Raw genomic sequence first — 17,997 nt, forward strand, 5'->3', positions numbered from 1 at the left:
CCCTGGTACGGGTCCCGCCCGGGAGCGGGGCCGCGCTGGCCGCCGCCCTCAAGGCGGCGCAGGCCGCCCGGATGGCGCGCGGGGTGCCGGTGGCGGAGGCGGTCCGGGTCCGCATCGACCCGTCGGACATCGGCTGACGGGGGCGTCGGGCGCCGCCGGGGCCACGGGATCCCGCAGCGGCCCGGATACGCCGACGCCCCGGCGGGGCGACCGGTGTGGTCACTCCGCCAGGGCGGGTGGTGCGGAGTCGGGCCCCGTCCGTCGGGAGTCGGCGACCCGGCGGCGGGCTCCGGGTCAGCCGTTGCGCGGGCCGGGGAAGGCCGGGGTCCGCGCGGCCGACGCGGTGGAGGCCCCGGCCACGGAGTCCTCGCGGACGGGCTGGGGCGGGACCGAGCGGGCCGCCGGGATCGTGGGCAGGGGGCCCAGGGTCCGGGTGGTGGTGCCCTCGGCGGGCTGCTCCGCGGACTCGGCGGTCTGCGCGCGGCGGGCCCCGTAGCGGCGGTGCACCGCCTGCTTGGTCACGCCGAGCGCCGAGCCGACGGCGTCCCACGAGAATCCGAGGGAGCGATCGAAGTCCACGGCCGCGGTGACCAGAGTCTCGACGCTGTCCCGGAGTTCCTGCGCGAGGCGGACGGTGGGTGCCGGTGCCCTGCCGTAGACGACGAAGCCCGTGGAGGGCCCGGAGCGGCGCGGGCGGTACACGTTGCCGAGCTGGGCGGTGAGCGTACGCAGAGCGTCCACTTGCCGGCGAACCCGCTCGATGTCCCGTACCAGGAGGTGCAGGCTGGCCCGTGCTTGGGCGTCATGGGTGGCGTGGTCGGCCATGGAGAAGCCTCTCGAACCGGTGCTGAAGAGCGGATGGGGCCGCAGACACCGTTCTCAATTCGCGGCCCGTTTCGGTCAATCTCTCTTGACCAACGCGTCACCCGGCGCCCAGGTCACGCACTGGGGGCGTGTCGGCATATGCGAGAGGCGCGCGGGTGTGCGTACGCCCCCTCGGGACCGCAGGTGGGCGGCCTCGCGGGGGCCCCATAGACTGGTGTGCTGCTGACAGCCCGGATAGCGAGGTAGGACCCAAGTGAAGCTGGTCTTCGCAGGCACCCCCGAGGTCGCCGTGCCCGCCCTGGACGCCCTCCTCGCCTCCGGGCGGCACGAGGTCGCCGCCGTCGTCACACGGCCCGACGCCCCGGCCGGACGCGGTCGCCGACTGGTCGCCAGCCCCGTCGCGCAGCGCGCGGAGGAGGCCGGGATCGAGATCCTCCGGCCCGCCCGCCCGCGCGACGAGGAGTTCCAGGCCCGGCTGCGCGAGATCGCCCCCGACTGCTGCCCCGTCGTGGCCTACGGCGCGCTGCTCCCCAAGAGCGCCCTGGAGATCCCCCGCCACGGATGGGTCAACCTGCACTTCTCCCTGCTGCCCGCCTGGCGCGGCGCGGCGCCCGTGCAGCACTCCGTCATGGCCGGCGACCAGGTCACAGGCGCCTCCACCTTCCGCATCGAGGAAGGGCTGGACACCGGCCCGGTCTTCGGGATCCTCACCGAGGACGTCCGTCCGACCGACACCAGCGGCGACCTGCTGACCCGGCTCGCCTTCGCCGGCGCCGGACTGCTCGCCGCGACCATGGACGGCATCGAGGACGGCACCCTGCGCGCCGTGCAGCAGCCCGCCGACGGGGTGTCCCACGCGTCGAAGATCACCGTCGAGGACGCCCGGATCGACTGGGCCGCGCCCGCGCTGCGCGTCGACCGGGTCGTCCGCGGCTGCACCCCGGCCCCGGGCGCGTGGACCGTCTTCCGCGGCGAGCGGCTCAAGCTGATCTCCGTCGGCCTGGTCCCGGACCGCACGGACCTGGCGCCCGGCGTCCTCGCCCCGGCCAAGAACAACGTCCACGTCGGCACCGGCTCGCACGCCGTCGAGCTGCTGTGGGTCCAGCCGCAGGGCAAGAAGCCGATGAAGGCCGCCGACTGGGCGCGCGGGGTGCGGATCGCGCCCGGCGAGCGCCTCGGCGGGGCCGACGTAGGCTGAACCCGGCGGTGACGCCCCCGCCGGCGCGTGCCCGCGCACCCCGCCGGTCCGGCCCCTCCGCACCCCCCTCCGCACATTCGCAGCACTCGTACCTCCGGAGCACCTTTCACGTGAGCGAACAGCCTCGTCAGCCCGCCCGGCGTCCCGCCGGCGGCGGCAAGCCGTCCGGCAAGCAGGCCAAGCCCTACCGCCGGCCGCAGAAGGACCCCGTCCGCATGCTGGCCTTCGAAGTGCTCCGGGCGGTGGACGAGCGCGACGCGTACGCGAACCTCGTCCTGCCCCCGCTGCTGCGCAAGGCCCGCCAGGACGAGAGCTTCCAGGCACGGGACGCGGCACTGGCCACCGAGCTCGTCTACGGGACGCTGCGCCGCCAGGGCACCTACGACGCGGTGATCAAGGCCTGTATCGACCGGCCCCTGCGGGAGGTGGACCCGCCGGTGCTGGACGTGCTCTCGCTCGGCGCGCACCAGCTCCTGGGCACCCGCATCCCCACGCACGCCGCCGTGTCGGCGAGCGTCGAGTTGGCCCGGGTCGTCCTCGGTGACGGCCGGGCCAAGTTCGTGAACGCGGTGCTCCGCAAGATCGCCGCACACGACCTGGACGGCTGGCTGGAGCGGGTGGCCCCGCCGTACGAGGACGACGCCGAGGAACACCTCGCCGTGTACCACTCCCACCCCCGCTGGGTGGTCAGCGCGCTGTGGGACGCGCTGGGCGGCGGGCGCGCCGGGATCGAGGACCTCCTCGAGGCAGACAACGAGCGTCCCGAGGTGACGCTGGTGGCCCGGCCGGGCCGGTCCACCCCCGAGGAACTGCTGGAGGCGGTCGGCGAGGACTCGGCGCTGCCGGGTCGCTGGTCCCCGTACGCCGTGCGGATGGCCGAGGGCGGCGAGCCGGGCGCGCTGGAGGCGGTCCGCGACGGCCGCGCCGGTGTGCAGGACGAGGGCAGCCAGCTGGTGGCCATGGCCCTGGCGGCGGTGCCGATCGAGGGCCGCGACGCGCGCTGGCTCGACGGCTGCGCCGGCCCCGGCGGCAAGGCGGCCCTGCTGGGCGCGCTGGCCGCGCGGCGCGGGGCGTTCCTGCTGGCCTCCGAGAAGCAACCGCACCGGGCGAGGCTCGTGGGGCAGGCGCTGGCCGGCAACCCCGGCCCGTACCAGGTCATCGCGGCCGACGGCACGCGGCCCCCGTGGCTGCCGGGCTCCTTCGACCGGGTCCTGGTGGACGTCCCCTGCTCCGGCCTGGGCGCGCTCCGGCGCCGCCCGGAGGCCCGCTGGCGGCGCCGCCCCGAGGACCTTGAGGGCTTCGCGCCGCTCCAGCGCGGGTTGCTCCGGCAGGCGCTGGCCGCGGTGCGGGTCGGTGGCGTCGTCGGCTACGCGACCTGCTCCCCGCACCTGGCGGAGACCCGGGTGGTCGTGGAGGACGTCCTGAAGGGCCGGGGCGCCGCGGCGGCGCCGGTGGCGGCCGAACTGATCGACGCCCGCCCGTACATGGCGGGCGTACCGGCGCTGGGCGACGGCCCGGACGTCCAGCTGTGGCCGCACCTGCACGGCACGGACGCCATGTACCTGGCGCTGCTGCGGCGCACGGCGTAACGGCCGGCGTGGCCGCGGGCCCGAGCCCGCGGCCGGCCGGTCAGTGGTTCCCGGGCGGAGCCGATCCCGGCCCGGTGGGCCCCGCCGCGTCGGTCGGGACCTCGCCCGCCGCCTCCGGAGTCCAGATCATCAACTTCTCGGGGTCCGGGAAGGGGACGAAGCCGACCTTGGCGTAGACGTCGTGGGCGTCGAGGGTGGAGAGCAGGACGCGCTTGAGCCTGTGGGGGGCCAGGTGGTCGAGCGCGGCGCCGGCCAGCCGGGTGCCGAGGCCCCTGCCGCGGTGCGCGGGTGCCACGTAGACGTCGCAGAGCCAGGCGAAGGTGGCCAGGTCGGTGACGACGCGCGCGTAGGCGACCTGGGCACCGGCGGCGTCGTAGGCGCCGAAGTTGAGCGAGCCGCGCACCGACCGCTCCACCGTTTCGCGACTGCGCCCCAACGCCCAGAACGCGTCGGTCGAGAGCCAGCGGTGGACCGAGTCGATGTCGAGGCGGTCCGGGTCGGTCGAGACCTCGTAGTCGTCCTTGCTACTGGTGATCATGCCGAGGCATGGTACCGACGCGGCTCCCGCGGGCGGATGGGCGCGGGTCAGGAGTAGAAGTTGCGCTCCCAGCGGTGCTTCGCCAGGACCGCGAGCTGCTCGGGGGAGAGGGGCCGGCCGTCGCCGACCGCGGCGTTGCGTTCCACGTTGCGCACGGTGCGCATGCCGGGGATGACCGTGGAGACGGCGGGGGCGCTGAGGACGAAGCGCAGGGCGGTCTCCGCGAGGTCGTCGGTGGTGATGCCCAGGTCGGCGGTGATGGCCTCGACGTGCCGCTGGACCCGCGCGGGCCGGTCGTCGCGGAAGTAGCGGGCGCGGAAGTCCCCTTCGGGGAAGGTGGTTCCGGCGGTGACGCGGCCGGTGAGGCCGCCCTCGTCGAGCGCCACCCGGACGATGACGCCGACGCCGTGCTCCTCGCAGGCGGGGAACAGGGCGTCGGCCGGTGACTGGTCGAAGATGTTGTGGATGACCTGGACGGTGTCCACCACGCCGCTGCGGACGAGGGCGAGGGCGCTCTCGGGTCGGTGGTCGTTGACGGAAACGCCGAACAGCCGGATCAACCCCCGCTGCTTCAGGTCGGCGACCGTCTCCAACCAGTCGCCGCGGCCGACCCACTCGTCGCTCCAGATGTGGAACTGCAGGACGTCGAAGTGGTCCAGGCCGGAGGCCGACAGGCTGGTCTCCAGGCTCGCGCGGATGTGCGCGCCGGGGAAGGTCTCGGCGGGGTCGATGCCCCCGGGAGCGGGCCAGACGCCGTTCTTCGGGGGCACTTTGGTCGCCACGTACACCTGGTCGCCGGAGCGTTCGCGGACCACGCGGCCGACGATCCGTTCGCTCTCCCCGTAACCGCGTGCGGTGTCGACGAAGTTCACGCCGAGGTCGACGGCCCGGTGCAGGGCGCGCACCGACTCGTCCTCGGTGGCCCCCGACCAGCCGGCGGCGCCGATGCCCCAGGCGCCGTAGCCGATCTCGGAGACGGACAGGTCACTGCGTCCCAGCGGGCGGTTGTGCATGGCGGTCGTCCTCCGTGTTCGTGGTGCGGAAGTGGTGGGCGTCCCGACCCCGGACCGTCCCCTGCGGGCCCGTCCGGCGGTCGCGTAGCGGTGACAGGAGCATCGGGACGCAGGAGAGGGACAGGACGGCTGCGCCGGCCCACAGGGCCGTGTGGAGGGTGGTGAGTTCCGCGAGGAGGCCCGAGGCGGCGGAGCCGAGGGCGAGGGCGCCGGTCAGGATGAAGCGGAAGGTGGCGTTCATGCGGCCCAGGAGCGGGTCCGGGGTGAGGTGCTGGCGCAGGCTCACGCCCAGGACGTTGTCGCAGCCGATCTTCGCCATGCACAGCAGCCACCCGGCTCCGGGGAGCCAGAGCCAGGCGCCCCGGTCCAGCAGGGGCACCAGCAGGGCCGCCGGGGTCAGGGTCAGTACGAGGGCGCGGCCGTAGCCGACCCTGGCGGAGAGCGGGCGGGCGAGGCGGGCGCCGAGGAGCAGCCCGGCACCGCCGGCGGCCCAGAACAACCCGAGGGCGGCGGGGGAGAGCCCGAGCTCCCGTACGAACAGCACGGGGAGCATGGCGTTGAGCACGGCCCCGCCCAGGTTGTTCAGGCCCGCGGCCAGGGCCAGGGCACGCAGCTCCGGGTGGCCCAGTACGTGTCGCAGCCCCTCGGCGATCCGGGTGTGCAGCGGGGTCCGCCCGGCGGCGGGCGGCGCCGGGGCGGGCCGGATCCGCAGCAGGCCGAGCGCGGAGACGAGGTAGCAGGCGGCCGAGCAGGCCAGGGCGACGGGTGCGGTCAGGACGGCGATCAGGGCCCCGCCGACGCCCCGCCCGGCGATGTTCGCGACGGCCATGAGGGTCACGACGGCCGCGTTCGCCCGGACCAGGCCGTCCCGGCCGACGAGCCGGGGGAGCACGCTCTGGGCCCCGACGTCGGAGAAGACGGTGGCGCAGCCGGTGAGCAGGACGACCGCGTACAGCTGGGGGAGGGCCAGTGCGCCCAGCCACCAGGACAGCGGGAGGGAGGCCAGGAGCACGGCGCGGGCGAGGTCGGCGGCCACGAGGACCTCGCGGGTGCGCAGGCGGTCCACCCAGGCGCCGGCCGGCAGGCCGATGAGGAGGAAGGCGGCGGTGGAGAGCGCCGCGAGGGCGCCGACCTGGCCGGCGCTCGCGTCCAGCGCGGTCAGGGCCAGGAGCGGGACGGCGACGTGGCCGGCGTTGGCGGCGAACTGGTTGAGGGTCGTGGCGCCGAAGAGGGTGCGGAAGTCCTTGCTGTGCCAGGGACCGCCGGTCGGTGGGGCGGGGGCGGCCGTGCCGGTGGTGCCGGGGGCCGTGCCGCCGGGTGCGGCGGGGGTGCCGCCGGCGGCCGGTGAGGGAGCGGATGCCATGCCGGGTGCGACTCCTCCTGGGTGGCCTGCGCCGCCGGGTGGCGACTGTCATGGACATAACGTTGGACTGGTGTCACACCGAAGGGCAAGTGAAAAATCCTTCATGATCACTTAAGCGCCGCTACCACGACGGCGAGTTCCGGGGCCATGGCCGGAAGTGGCCGAGGGCATGGCAGGCTTGGGTCATGGCCGTTCAGATCAATCCCAGCATCCTGTCCGCCGACTTCGCCCGACTCGCCGACGAGGCGAGGGCCGTGGAGGGGGCCGACTGGCTGCACGTCGACGTCATGGACAACCATTTCGTCCCCAACCTGACCCTCGGCATGCCGATCGTGGAGTCGCTCAGCCGCGCCACGGACATCCCGCTGGACCTGCACCTCATGATCGAGGACCCGGACCGCTGGGCCCCGCAGTACGTGGAGGCCGGCGCCGGCTCGGTGACCTTCCACGCCGAGGCCGCCGCCGCGCCGGTCCGCCTCGCGCGCGAGATCCGGGCCAAGGGCGCCCGGGCGGCCATGGCGCTCAAGCCGGGCACCCCGATCGAGCAGTACGAGGACATCCTCCCCGAGCTCGACATGGTGCTGATCATGACGGTCGAACCGGGTTTCGGCGGGCAGTCGTTCCTGGACATCATGCTGCCCAAGGTGCGCCGCACCCGTGAGCTGATCGCCAAGCACGGTCTGGACCTGTGGCTCCAGGTCGACGGCGGGGTCTCGGCCTCGACCATCGAGCGGGTCGCGGAGGCCGGCGCGGACGTCTTCGTGGCCGGTAGCGCGGTCTACGGGGCGGTCGATCCCGCCGCCGCCGTACGGACCCTGCGCGAGCAGGCGGGCGCGGCGATCGCCGCCGCACCATGGGGTTGCGACCACTGAGTCGAGCGTTGGTGAACGGCTCGGTGAACGGAAGCCGTCCGGGCTGATCAACGGCCGTCGGATCTGACAGGATGAACGGCGAGTCGAGAGTGTGAACACGACAGTGTGAACAGCAGTGAGGAGAACGCGGTGTCTGCAATGTCGGCGGGACGGTCAGCCCTGCGGATGGGACCCGCGGAGCTGGTGCAGGCGGCGGCCATGGCGCGCCGCTTCTACCTGGAGGGCAAGTCCAAGATCCAGATCGCCGAGGAGTTCGGCGTGAGCCGCTTCAAGGTGGCCCGGGTCCTGGAGACCGCCCTCGAACGTGACCTCGTACGCATCGAGATCCGGGTGCCGGCGGAACTGGACGCGGAGCGCTCCGACGCGCTCCGCGCCCGGTACGGGCTGCGGCACGCCGTCGTGGTGGAATCGCCGGCCGACGCCACCGAGGACGCCCCGGACCCGGAGAACCTCGGCGCGGTCGCGGCCGACCTGCTGGGCGAGCTCGTCAACGAGGGCGACGTACTGGGGCTGGCGTGGGGGCGCTCCACCATCCACATGGCCGCCTCCCTGCACCGGCTGCCCCCGTGCACCGTCGTCCAGCTGACCGGCGTGTACGACGCGGGCACCGCCGAGCGCGGGTCCGTGGAGGCCGTGCGCAGGGCCGCGCAGGTGTCCGGCGGCGACGCGCACCCCATCTACGCGCCGATGCTGCTGCCCGATCCCGCGACCGCGGCCGCTCTGCGCGGTCAGACCGGGATCGCGCGGGCCTTCGAGTACTTCGACAAGGTGACCGTCGCGGCCGTGTCGATCGGCTCCTGGGAGCCGGGCATCTCGACCGTCCACGACATGCTGACCGACGAGGAGCGGGCGCACTACGCCTCGCTGGGCGTCGCGGCCGAAATGTCCGCCCATCTGTTCGATGCCGACGGGCGCCGGGTGGGGCGGGACCTGGGCGAGCGGTGCATCACCGTGGAGGCGGACCGGCTGCGTCGGATCCCCGAGGTCGTGGCCATCGCGGGCGGGCTGCGCAAGGCTTCCGCGATCGGCGCGGTGCTCCGCTCGGGCCTGGTGACCAGCCTCGTCACGGACACGGCGGTCGCCGACTACCTGCTGACCGAGTCCGCTCCGGGGCTCCGGCCGGCGCTGGACCGGGCCGACCCCGACGACTGACCGGGTCGGCCGCGGCCGCTTCCCGGTTCCGTGATCGGGATGGTGCCGGAATCGAGACCCGAACAGCGGACCGCGAGGCGCCCCCGGGGGCGCATACTGGATTCAATGACTAAGTCAGCAGTACCTCGCCGCCATTTGCCGTCCAGCCCGTTCAAGGCCCCCGTGGAACCGCCGCTCCGGCAGTTCAGCGTCGGCGACCGGGTGACTCACGACGAGCACGGCCTCGGCCGTGTCGTCGGTGTTGAGGAGGGAATCGCCGTTCTCGTCGACTTCGGTTCGATCCAGTGCCGCGTCCTGAGTCCGTACACCAAGATGGCCGCTCTCTGAGGCGACCGGGCGATTCGCGAGCGAATCGGATATTTGGCACGATCGGTGCATGATCTTTCGGAGCGTGCCCCGATCACTGCTGCGCGTGCTGGGGGCGCTGTTCCTCTGTGCCGCGCTGGCCGGTGTGGTGGGCTGCGGCGGTGACTCCGCCCCGGCCCCGCCCGCCACCGCCGAGGCCTCCTCCGGAGGCGAGCCCACGGGACGCCCCGCGCTGCCCGGGTGGGCGAAGGGGATGGCCACCGTACGCGCGGACGCGCTGCCGCCACAGGCGCGCGAGGTGCTCGCCCTGATCGACAAGGGCGGACCGTACGCGTACCGGCAGGACGGCACCGTCTTCGGGAACTTCGAGAAGGTCCTGCCACGGCAGAAGCGCGGCTACTACCACGAGTTCACCGTGAGGACACCGGGGGAACGCGACCGCGGGGCCCGACGGATCGTGACGGGGCAGGGCGGGGAGTTCTACTACACGGACGACCACTACGAGACCTTCAAGGCGGTTCTCCGATGACCCTGGACCCGCAGCCTCTCGCCCCCGCCCTCGCGGCCGCCGAGGAGGCGGGCTGGACGACCGTACGGCTCGACCTGGAGGGCGTCCGGAGCAAGACCGCGCTGATGCGCCGCTGCGGGCGCGCGCTGCGGGCCCCCGAATGGTTCGGCGCCAACTGGGACGCCCTCGCGGACGTGCTGACAGACCTCTCCTGGCTGCCGCCCGCCCCCGGCCGGCTGCTCGCCGTCACGTCCTGGCGGGAGTACGCCGAAGCCCGCCCGGCGGACTGGGAGACCCTGCGGGAGGTCCTGGAGGAGGCCGTCGACTTCTGGCGGCAGGACGACGACGGCCGCCCGCCGCTCACCGTGCTGCTCGCGGGACCCGCGACGACCTCCCCGGGCCGGACGCGCCCCGGCGGCGCCGGCAGCTGACGGGCGGGACGTGCGCGGGGGCGGGCCGGCCGCCCCCACACGGTCACCAGGGGTCGGTGAGGCGGATCACTGTCCGGATCACCGTCTCTTCGCCGCCCACCCGGTCGTGGTCGTGGGCGTGCCGCTCATGACCGGTCGGCGGCCTTTCCGGGACCCACCACGCCGGTCACGAGGTAGTGCTGCATCTCCTCGATGGCCGTGACGTACGGACGGATCGCGCTGAAGAACGCGGGGAAGTGCTCGCCCTTGCGGAAGCCGTTGAGGTGGGCGTCGATCGACGTCCAACGGATCCGCAGGATGTAGCGCTCCGGTTCCTCCTCGCAGCGGGCCAGCTCGTAGTCGACGCACTCGGGTGACGCGGCCAGGGCCCCGGCCCCGCGGGCGTACGCCTGCTCGAACGCCTCCTGGTCGGCCGGGGCGATCCGGTAGCGGATGTACTCGACGGTGGTGGTCATGGTGTGCGTGCCTCTCCCCGATGTCAGGTGGTCCCGGCCACCCTCCCGTGGATCACGGGCGCCCGGTAGGCACCCGGGCCGCGCGGATCCGGACTTCGCGATGTCCGGGCCCCGCGCGGACCGGGCTTTGTGGGTAGCGTGTGCGGGGAGGGCGGACGGTACGGGCTCGTAGCCGTCGGCGGCCCCGGGAGCGGCCGCCGTGGCGCAAGCCGTTCCCGACGGGCAAGTGGGGCGAAGGATCCAGCTGGTCGCGGGGGAGGCCCGGATGGCTCGCGCAGTCCTGTCGGAGGATTCCGCAAAGGAGATCTCCGAGGTCATCGACGTGTTCGTCTCGCTGTTCTTCGAGTCCTTACCCAGGCGGGATCAGCGGAACTGGGCCCGCGTCTATCTGAACGGACTGCTCCGGACCGGCGGGAAGAAGACGATCCGCAACATCGCCGGAACCGGAGGCGGTTCCGTGGAACAGAGCCTCCAGCAGTTCATCAGCAAATCCCCCTGGGACTGGACGCCGGTCCGCCGCTCCCTCGCCCAGTACCTGGACCGCGGCGCCCGACGCCCCCTGGCCTGGGTCGTGCGGCCCATGGTCGTCGAGAAGGCCGGCGACCGGTCGGTGGGCGTCGGCCGGCAGTTCGTCCCACAGCTCGGCCGCACCGCCAACTGCCAGCAGGCCGGCGGCATCTGGCTCGTCTCCGGCGACGCCGGCTTCCCCGTCGAATGGACCCTCACCCTCCCCGGACCGTGGACCGGCGAACCGCTGCGCCGTCGGCGGGCCGGCGTTCCCGACACCGCACGCTCCCTCACCCCCGCGCAGGACGCGGTGCTCGCCGTGCGGCGGATGGCCGCCGGATGGCAGCTCCAGCGCCGGCCGGTGGTGATGGAGGTCTCCAACAGCGACCTCCCGTGGACCGTCGAGGCCTTCGCCCTCCAGGACATCCCCTTCGTCCTCAAGGTCGACGGCTCGCTGCCCGTCTCCTTCGGCGGAGCCGGCCGTCACGGACCCGGGACGCGCACCGCGCCCGCCCGCGAACTCATCGACTCGCTGCGCCACCGGCGCCGGGGCGTCGAATGGCACCACGGCCGTACCGCGGGAGCGGTGACCCTGCTGACCTCGGCCCCCGTCCTCGCCACCCCCGGGGAGGACCGGCCCGTGACCGCACCGCCCACCCCGCTGCTCCTGGTCGGCGCCCGGGCCGAGACCGCCCCGCTGCCCGCCGAGTTCTGGATCACCAACATCGGGGACCGGCCCCTCGCCCAGCTCTTCCTGCTGGCCAAGCTCACCGACCGGGTCTCCCTGGACTTCGCCGGGACCTGCGAGCCCGTCGGGATCCGCGACTTCGAGGGCCGTTCCTTCCGGGGCTGGCACCACCACGTCACCCTCGCCGGCGTGGCCCACGCGGCCCGGCTGCTCGCCGCCCCCGGACACCACGCCCCCGTGCCCCCCACCACCCCGTGGCCCGCGCCCCGGGCCCGCCCGGCCGCCGCGCCGCCGCACGCCCGGAGGCCCGCCCTCGCCCACGGGACCAAGGTCCCGTAGGAAAGGACCAGCCGGTCCGTAATGTCCTGGACGATCGGCCCGGACGGCGTGAACCCGCGGTCATGGGAGAATGAAGTACGTGCGTTTCCTCGACTGCCCTGTCGAGGCCATAGAAGGATCCTTCGAACGACTGGGATGTTCAGCACGTGCGTTTCCTCAATGACCTGAAGCCGCCGTACGACCTGACGTACGACGATGTGTTCATGGTGCCGAGCCGCTCCGCGGTCGGTTCCCGCCAGGGCGTCGACCTGTCCTCGCCCGACGGCACCGGCACCACCATTCCACTTGTCGTGGCCAACATGACCGCCATCGCGGGCCGCCGGATGGCCGAGACCGTCGCCCGTCGCGGCGGAATCGTCGTCATCCCGCAGGACATCCCGATCGAGGTCGTCACCGACGTCATCTCCTGGGTGAAGACCCGCCACCTCGTGCTCGACACCCCGATCACGCTGGCACCCACCCAGACCGTCGCCGACGCGATCTCCCTGCTGCCCAAGCGCGCCCACGGCGCCGGCGTCGTCGTCGACGACGAGGGCCGCCCGCTCGGTGTCGTCACGGACCACGACCTGACCGGCGTCGACCGCTTCACCCAGCTCTCCGAGGTCATGTCGAAGGAGCTGCTGCTCATCGACGCCGACATGGACCCCCGCGACGCCTTCAACCAGCTCGACGCGGGCCACCGCAAGCTGGCCCCGGCCGTCGACAAGGACGGCAAGCTGGTCGGCATCCTGACCCGCAAGGGCGCCCTGCGCGCCACCCTCTACACCCCGGCCACCGACGCCAACGGCAAGCTGCGCATCGCCGCGGCCGTCGGCATCAACGGCGACTTCGTCGCCAAGGCCAAGCAGCTGCTCGACGCCGGCGCGGACACCATCGTCATCGACACCGCGCACGGCCACCAGGAATCGATGATCAACGCGATCAAGGCCGTCCGCGCGCTGGACCCGCAGGTCCCGATCGTCGCCGGCAACATCGTTGCCGCCGAGGGCGTCAAGGACCTCATCGACGCCGGCGCCGACATCATCAAGGTCGGTGTGGGCCCCGGCGCCATGTGCACCACCCGCATGATGACCGGTGTGGGCCGCCCGCAGTTCTCCGCGGTCCTGGAGTGCGCCGCCGAGGCGAAGAAGTACGGCAAGCACGTCTGGGCCGACGGCGGCGTCCGTCACCCGCGCGACGTGGCGATGGCCCTGGCCGCCGGCGCGTCCAACGTCATGATCGGCTCCTGGTTCGCCGGTACGTACGAGTCCCCGGGCGACCTCCAGCAGTCCGCCGACGGGCGCTTCTACAAGGAGTCCTTCGGCATGGCCTCGGCCCGCGCCGTGCGCAACCGCACCTCCGAGGAGTCCGCCTACGACCGCGCCCGCAAGGCGCTGTTCGAGGAGGGCATCTCCACCTCGCGCATGTTCCTCGACCCGACCCGCCCGGGCGTCGAGGACCTGATCGACTCGATCATCGCCGGTGTCCGCTCCTCCTGCACCTACGCGGGCGCGGGCTCCCTCGCGGAGTTCGAGGAGAAGGCCGTCGTCGGCATCCAGTCCGCGGCCGGCTACGCCGAGGGCAAGCCGCTCCACGCCAGCTGGAGCTAGTCCCACCCGTACCGCCGTGGCCCCGGGCCCACCCCTCGCGGGGCGGGCCCGGGGCCACCGGCGTACGCGATCAGGCCGACCCGCGTCGCCCGTCGTCGGGGCGCCCCGCCGGCCCACCGCCTCGTCCGGGTCCCGAACTGTGTACGCCCGCACGGTACTTGGGGATCCGTACGGTGATCTTCATGCCGGCGCCGACGGCCGTCTCGATGACGAGCCCGTAGTCGTCCCCGTAGACCTGCCGCATCCGTTCGTCGACGTTGGGCAGCCCGATCCCGACCGGGCCGGGACACTCCCCGGCCAGGATCCGTCGCAGCAGACCCGGATCCATCCCGACGCCGTTGTCCTCGATGGTCAGGACCGCCTCCGAGCCCGCGTCCCGGGCGGCGATCGTGATCCGGCACTCCCCGGTCGAATCCTCCAGCCCGTGCTTCACCGCGTTCTCCACCAGCGGCTGGACGCACAGGAACGGCAGCGCCACCGGCAGCACCTCCGGCGCCACCTGCAAGGTGACCTTCAGCCGGTCCCCGAAGCGGGCCCCCGCCAGCGCCAGGTACTGCTCGGTCGAACGCAGCTCGTCCGCCAGCGTCGTGAAGTCCCCGTGCCGCCGGAACGAGTACCGGGTGAAGTCCGCGAACTCCAACAGCAGCTCCCGGGCCCGCTCCGGATCCGTCCGCACGAACGAGGCGATGGCGGCGAGGGAGTTGAAGATGAAGTGCGGGGAGATCTGCGCCCGCAGCGCCTTGATCTCCGCCTCCATCAGGCGGGTCCGCGCCCGGTCCAGCTCCGACAGCTCCAACTGGACCGACACCCAGCGCGCCACCTCCGTCGCGGCCCGTTGCAACACCGCCGACTCCCGCGACCCGTAGGCGACGAGCGCCCCCAACGTCCCGTCCTCACCGGTGAGCGGCGCGAACACCGCCCACTTCAAGGGGCATTCCAGCCGCTGACAGTCCGTCCGCACGCTCTGGCTGCGCCCCGACTCCAGCACCTGCGCGACCCGGTCCATCGCCCGTCGCTCGTGGTGGTCGGCGCCCGGCCCGTCCCAGGCCAGCACCGACTCCCGGTCCGTCAGGCACAAGGCCTCCGTGCCCAGCAGGGACCGCAGCCTCCGGGCCGCCTTGCGGGCGGCGTCCTCCGTGAGGCCGGCGCGCAGCGGGGGAGCGGCCAGCGAGGCGGTGTGCAGGGTGTGGAAGGTGGCCCGCTCGACGGGCGTGCCCAGGTCGAGCCCGGCGGCCCGCTCCCCGCGCACCGCGTGCCACCGGCCGGCGGTCCATCCCAGGCCCAGGAGCAGCGCCCCGCCCGCCACGGTCAGCACCGCGAGCACCGCCCCGGTCACCGCACGCCCCCCGCGCCCCGGTCCACGGCCACGGCCTCCGGCAGGTGCAGCCGGGCCAGGGACGCCGCCGTACCCGCCGGGATCCGGGACCGGGTCATCAGCGACACCAGCACCATCGTGAGGAACCCCAGCGGCACCGACCACACCGCCGGCCAGGCCAGCAGGGCGTGCGCCCAGCCGGTCGGGGCCAGCCCGACCCGGGTCGCCAGGACCGCGCCGAGCGCCGCCCCGCCCCCGGTGAGCAGACCGGCGACGGCACCCGGCGGCGTCAGTCCCCGCCACCAGATGCCCAGCACCAGCAGGGGGCAGAACGAGGACGCCGAAACGGCGAAGGCGAGCCCCACCGCGTCCGCCACCGGCACCTGGGTGGCCGCCACCGAGCCGGCCAGCGGCACCGCCATCGCGACCACCACGGCGCAGCGGAACGTTCCCACCCCGCGCCACGGCAGCACGTCCTGGTGCAGGACCCCGGCCACGGCCATGGTCAGCCCCGAGGCCGTCGACAGGAACGCGGCGAAGGCACCCCCGGCCAGCAGCGCCCCCAGCAGCTCACCGAGCAGCCCGCCCAGCATCCGCTCGGGCAGCACCAGGACCGCCGCGTCCGCGTCCCCGGTCAGGGCCAGCTCGGGCGCGTAGATCCGGCCCAGGGCCCCGTACACCTGGGGCAGCAGGTAGAACACCCCGAGCAGGCCGAGGACGACCAGGGTGGTGCGCCGGGCGGCCCGCCCGTCCGGGCTGGTGTAGAAGCGCACGGCGACGTGCGGCAGGCCCATCGTGCCGAGGAACGTGGCCAGGATCAGCCCGTACGTGGCGTACAGCCGGTGCTCGCGCCGCTCCCCGGACAGCGGCGCCGACCAACCGGGCTCGGTGTCGCTGTCGGTGCCCGCGCGGGCCCCGGGGACCACGCTGCCCGGGACGAACTCCAGGCGGGTGCGGGCTTCGGCGGTGTGACCGCCGGCCGACAGGGTCACCGGGGCGGCCGCGTACGGGGTGCCGTCGATCCGGCCCGTCACCGTCACGGTCAACGGCGCGTCCAGCGACAGTCTGACGTCCTCGGCGAGCGTGACGGAGGTGTGCTCGCGGAACACCGCCGGGGCGTCGAAGGAGGCGCGCGGCGCACCGTCCCCGGCCCACGCGGCGATGAGGAAGAACGCGGGCACCAACAACGCGGTGAGCTTGAGCCAGTACTGGAAGGCCTGGACGAAGGTGATGCTGCGCATGCCGCCCGCGGCGACCGCCGCCGTCACCACGAAGGCGACGACGACCCCGCCGGCCCAGTGCGGGGCGCCGGTCAGGATCTCCAGGGTCAGCCCGGCCCCCTGCAACTGCGGGAGCAGGTACAGCCAGCCGACGCCGAGCACGAACAGCACCGCGATCCGCCGTACCGCCCGCGACTGGAGCCGGTCCTCGGCGAAGTCGGGCAGCGTGTAGGCGCCCGAACGCCGCAGCGGGGCCGCGACCAGCACCAGGAGCACCAGGTAGCCGGCGGTGTAGCCGACGGGGTACCAGAGCATCTCCGGTCCCTGGAGCAGCACCAGCCCCGCGACGCCGAGGAAGGAGGCGGCGGACAGGTACTCCCCGCTGATGGCCGCCGCGTTGAGGCGGGGGCCGACGGTGCGCGAGGCGACGTAGAAGTCCGAGGTGGTCCGCGATATGCGCAGCCCCAGCGCCCCGACGAGGACGGTGACCAGGACGACGACGGTGACCGCGGTCAGCGCGTAGGTCTGGTTCACCGGTTTTCCTTCGACGGGGGAGGGGTGACCGGATTCTATGTACCGCCCCGCGCCGGGCGACAGGCACGATCCGGCACGATGCGGCGACCGCGCCGGGGCGGACCGTCCGCCGGCCGGGGGTCTCAGAGGGCCGGGTCGCGGTGCTCCGAGCAGTCCCGCAGCGCGATCTCCAACTCGACGTACGACTCCTCCGCGCGCCGGAACGCCAGCGTCAGGGCCGCCTCCGCGCGGGGCGGCAACTGCTGACGGGTGCCCTCGCGGGCCTCGTACAGGACGTCGGCCCAGCGGGCGGCCGCGCTGCGCAGCCGGGCCAGCAGGGCCTCGGCCTCGGCGGGGCCGGCCGCCCGGGTCCTGGGCAGTCCGGTCAGCGCGTCCAGCAGCGCCTCGATCTCGGACATGTCGCTCCTCCCGGCCCGGAAGATCCACGATACGCGCGGCCCGGCGCGGATCCGGCGCTGCGCGGGGGCCGTGCGGCCGACGGGCCCGGCGGATCGCCGTACGCCCGTCCCGGCGCGACGAACGGCGCCCTGGCACGCCGGACGGTCGTACGGGCACCGGGGGTGGAGGGGGTGGAGTGGGCGGAGGGGGTGGCGGGGATGCCGGGGAGCCGCGGCGCCGGGGTGCCGAAGCCGGTCAGCCCGTCGCGTGGCGCATCAGCAGGTCCCGTAGCTCGCGCGCATGCCGTCGGCTGACCTGGAGCTCCGCCGACCCGACCCGGACGCTCGTGGTGCCGGAGTCCAGGCGCAGTTCGTCGATGCGGCCCAGCGCCACCAGGTGCCGCCGGTGGATCCGGACGAACCCCCGGGCCGCCCAGCGTTCCTCCAGCGTCGACAGCGGGATCCGGACGAGATGGCTGCCGCCGTCGGTGTGCAGCCGGGCGTAGTCACCCTGGGCCTCGACGTAGGCGATGTCCGCGATGGCGACGAACCGGGTGACCCCGCCCAGTTCGACGGCGATCTGGTCCGGCGTGCGGTCGGCGACGGTCACCTCGGGGCCCGGCCTGCGCGTCCCCGGCGCGGCCGGGGCCCCGATGGCCGCGACGGCGAGGGGAGCGGGAGGGGGAACGCGGGTCGAGGCCGCCGGTACGGGGTCCGGGAGCGCCGGGCATGCCGTGGGATCCGCCTGCGGCGGGGGATCGCCGAGCCGGGCACGGGCCCGGCGGACGGCCTCGGCGAGCCGCTCCGGGCGCACCGGCTTGAGCACGTAGTCGATGGCCTTGAGGTCGAAGGCCTGTACGGCGAAGCCCTCGTGGGCGGTGACGAACACGATGAGCGGCGGCCGGGCGAACCCGGACAGCAGCCGGGCGATGTCCAGGCCGGTCAGTCCGGCCATCTGGATGTCCAGGAACACCACGTCGATGCCGTCGGGGCCCTCCGGACCGCTCTCCAGGGCGCGGGTGATGCGGCGCAACGCCTCGGTGGCGTCGGAGGCGCCCTCCGCGCTGCTGACCCGGGGGTCCGAGCGCAGCAGGTAGAGGAGTTCCTCCAGCAGGGGCTTCTCGTCGTCGACGGCCAGGGCGCGCAGCATGCGCCGATTCTACGGTCGGGCCCCTCCC

At 73.9% G+C, this 17,997-nt stretch carries 18 protein-coding genes and 1 pseudogene; 10 read left to right on the top strand and 9 right to left on the bottom strand.

Annotated features, from left to right (window positions below):
* Nucleotides 1–137: pseudogene (locus tag NOD94_RS08510) on the top strand (primosome assembly protein PriA); the annotation flags it as partial.
* 157 nt (nucleotides 138–294) lie between these two features.
* On the opposite strand, the gene NOD94_RS08515 reads toward NOD94_RS08510, so the two are convergent.
* Nucleotides 295–825 carry a hypothetical protein gene (locus tag NOD94_RS08515; RefSeq protein WP_281205144.1) on the bottom strand — a complete coding sequence of 177 codons (531 nt, stop codon included), beginning with the start codon at nucleotides 823–825 and terminating at the stop codon, nucleotides 295–297.
* A 253-nt stretch (nucleotides 826–1,078) separates the two neighbouring features.
* Between NOD94_RS08515 and fmt the strand changes: the two genes are divergently transcribed.
* Together fmt and NOD94_RS08525 are read left to right on the top strand one after the other, a co-directional pair.
* Nucleotides 1,079–2,023 carry a methionyl-tRNA formyltransferase gene (fmt, locus tag NOD94_RS08520; RefSeq protein WP_281205145.1) on the top strand — a complete coding sequence of 315 codons (945 nt, stop codon included), beginning with the start codon at nucleotides 1,079–1,081 and terminating at the stop codon, nucleotides 2,021–2,023.
* 110 nt (nucleotides 2,024–2,133) lie between these two features.
* Nucleotides 2,134–3,612 carry a transcription antitermination factor NusB gene (locus tag NOD94_RS08525; RefSeq protein ID WP_281205146.1) on the top strand — a complete coding sequence of 493 codons (1,479 nt, stop codon included), beginning with the start codon at nucleotides 2,134–2,136 and terminating at the stop codon, nucleotides 3,610–3,612.
* A gap of 40 nt (nucleotides 3,613–3,652) precedes the next feature.
* On the opposite strand, the gene NOD94_RS08530 is transcribed toward NOD94_RS08525, so the two are convergent.
* The 3 genes from NOD94_RS08530 to NOD94_RS08540 are packed head-to-tail and all read right to left on the bottom strand — an operon-like array spanning nucleotide 3,653 to nucleotide 6,526.
* Nucleotides 3,653–4,150, bottom strand: coding sequence for a GNAT family N-acetyltransferase (locus NOD94_RS08530; RefSeq protein WP_281205148.1), 498 nt, complete (start codon nucleotides 4,148–4,150; stop codon nucleotides 3,653–3,655).
* Nucleotides 4,151–4,197: 47 nt separating this feature from the next.
* A complete protein-coding gene (locus NOD94_RS08535; protein ID WP_281205149.1) occupies nucleotides 4,198–5,163 on the bottom strand; it encodes an aldo/keto reductase in 966 nt (321 codons plus the stop codon).
* Nucleotides 5,135–6,526 (bottom strand): MFS transporter, encoded by a 1,392-nt coding sequence (locus NOD94_RS08540; protein ID WP_281205150.1) that lies wholly within the window; start codon nucleotides 6,524–6,526, stop codon nucleotides 5,135–5,137. Before NOD94_RS08540 ends, NOD94_RS08535 begins: the two co-directional genes overlap by 29 nt.
* Before the next feature lie 185 nt (nucleotides 6,527–6,711).
* On the opposite strand from NOD94_RS08540, the gene rpe reads away from it, so the two are divergent.
* The 5 genes from rpe (at nucleotide 6,712) to NOD94_RS08565 (ending at nucleotide 9,795) form a co-directional block, all read left to right on the top strand.
* Nucleotides 6,712–7,398, top strand: a complete 687-nt coding sequence (gene rpe, locus NOD94_RS08545; RefSeq protein ID WP_281205151.1) for a ribulose-phosphate 3-epimerase — start codon at nucleotides 6,712–6,714, stop codon at nucleotides 7,396–7,398.
* Nucleotides 7,399–7,536: 138 nt separating this feature from the next.
* A complete protein-coding gene (locus NOD94_RS08550) occupies nucleotides 7,537–8,550 on the top strand; it encodes a sugar-binding domain-containing protein (RefSeq protein ID WP_281205210.1) in 1,014 nt (337 codons plus the stop codon).
* A gap of 105 nt (nucleotides 8,551–8,655) precedes the next feature.
* Nucleotides 8,656–8,877, top strand: coding sequence for a CarD family transcriptional regulator (locus tag NOD94_RS08555; RefSeq protein WP_281205152.1), 222 nt, complete (start codon nucleotides 8,656–8,658; stop codon nucleotides 8,875–8,877).
* A gap of 49 nt (nucleotides 8,878–8,926) precedes the next feature.
* Nucleotides 8,927–9,385, top strand: a complete 459-nt coding sequence (locus NOD94_RS08560; protein WP_281205153.1) for a ribonuclease domain-containing protein — start codon at nucleotides 8,927–8,929, stop codon at nucleotides 9,383–9,385.
* Complete coding sequence (locus tag NOD94_RS08565; protein WP_281205154.1) at nucleotides 9,382–9,795, top strand: barstar family protein; 414 nt, start codon at nucleotides 9,382–9,384, stop codon at nucleotides 9,793–9,795. Before NOD94_RS08560 ends, NOD94_RS08565 begins: the two co-directional genes overlap by 4 nt.
* 125 nt (nucleotides 9,796–9,920) lie before the next feature.
* On the opposite strand, the gene NOD94_RS08570 is transcribed toward NOD94_RS08565, so the two are convergent.
* Nucleotides 9,921–10,250 carry an antibiotic biosynthesis monooxygenase family protein gene (locus NOD94_RS08570; protein WP_281205156.1) on the bottom strand — a complete coding sequence of 110 codons (330 nt, stop codon included), beginning with the start codon at nucleotides 10,248–10,250 and terminating at the stop codon, nucleotides 9,921–9,923.
* Between the two features lie 265 nt (nucleotides 10,251–10,515).
* Here NOD94_RS08570 and NOD94_RS08575 point away from each other — a divergent pair, with 265 nt between their 5' ends.
* Nucleotides 10,516–11,784 carry a transposase gene (locus NOD94_RS08575; RefSeq protein ID WP_281205157.1) on the top strand — a complete coding sequence of 423 codons (1,269 nt, stop codon included), beginning with the start codon at nucleotides 10,516–10,518 and terminating at the stop codon, nucleotides 11,782–11,784.
* 146 nt (nucleotides 11,785–11,930) lie between these two features.
* Entirely contained in the window at nucleotides 11,931–13,373 is a 1,443-nt protein-coding gene (locus NOD94_RS08580; RefSeq protein ID WP_281205158.1) for a GuaB1 family IMP dehydrogenase-related protein, read from the top strand.
* A gap of 70 nt (nucleotides 13,374–13,443) precedes the next feature.
* Here NOD94_RS08580 and NOD94_RS08585 read toward each other — a convergent pair whose 3' ends face one another.
* The 4 genes from NOD94_RS08585 to NOD94_RS08600 form a co-directional block, all read right to left on the bottom strand.
* A complete protein-coding gene (locus NOD94_RS08585; protein WP_281205159.1) occupies nucleotides 13,444–14,709 on the bottom strand; it encodes a histidine kinase in 1,266 nt (421 codons plus the stop codon).
* Nucleotides 14,706–16,442 (bottom strand): cation acetate symporter, encoded by a 1,737-nt coding sequence (locus NOD94_RS08590; protein ID WP_281205160.1) that lies wholly within the window; start codon nucleotides 16,440–16,442, stop codon nucleotides 14,706–14,708. Before NOD94_RS08590 ends, NOD94_RS08585 begins: the two co-directional genes overlap by 4 nt.
* Before the next feature lie 122 nt (nucleotides 16,443–16,564).
* On the bottom strand, nucleotides 16,565–16,840 hold the full coding sequence (locus NOD94_RS08595; protein WP_281205161.1) for a hypothetical protein: 276 nt from the start codon (nucleotides 16,838–16,840) through the stop codon (nucleotides 16,565–16,567).
* A 235-nt stretch (nucleotides 16,841–17,075) separates the two neighbouring features.
* Entirely contained in the window at nucleotides 17,076–17,969 is an 894-nt protein-coding gene (locus NOD94_RS08600; protein ID WP_281205162.1) for a LytTR family DNA-binding domain-containing protein, read from the bottom strand.
* Nucleotides 17,970–17,997: the final 28 nt, after the last annotated feature.

This window comes from Streptomyces sp. Isolate_45, from assembly GCF_024721315.2.
Classification (GTDB): domain Bacteria; phylum Actinomycetota; class Actinomycetes; order Streptomycetales; family Streptomycetaceae; genus Streptomyces.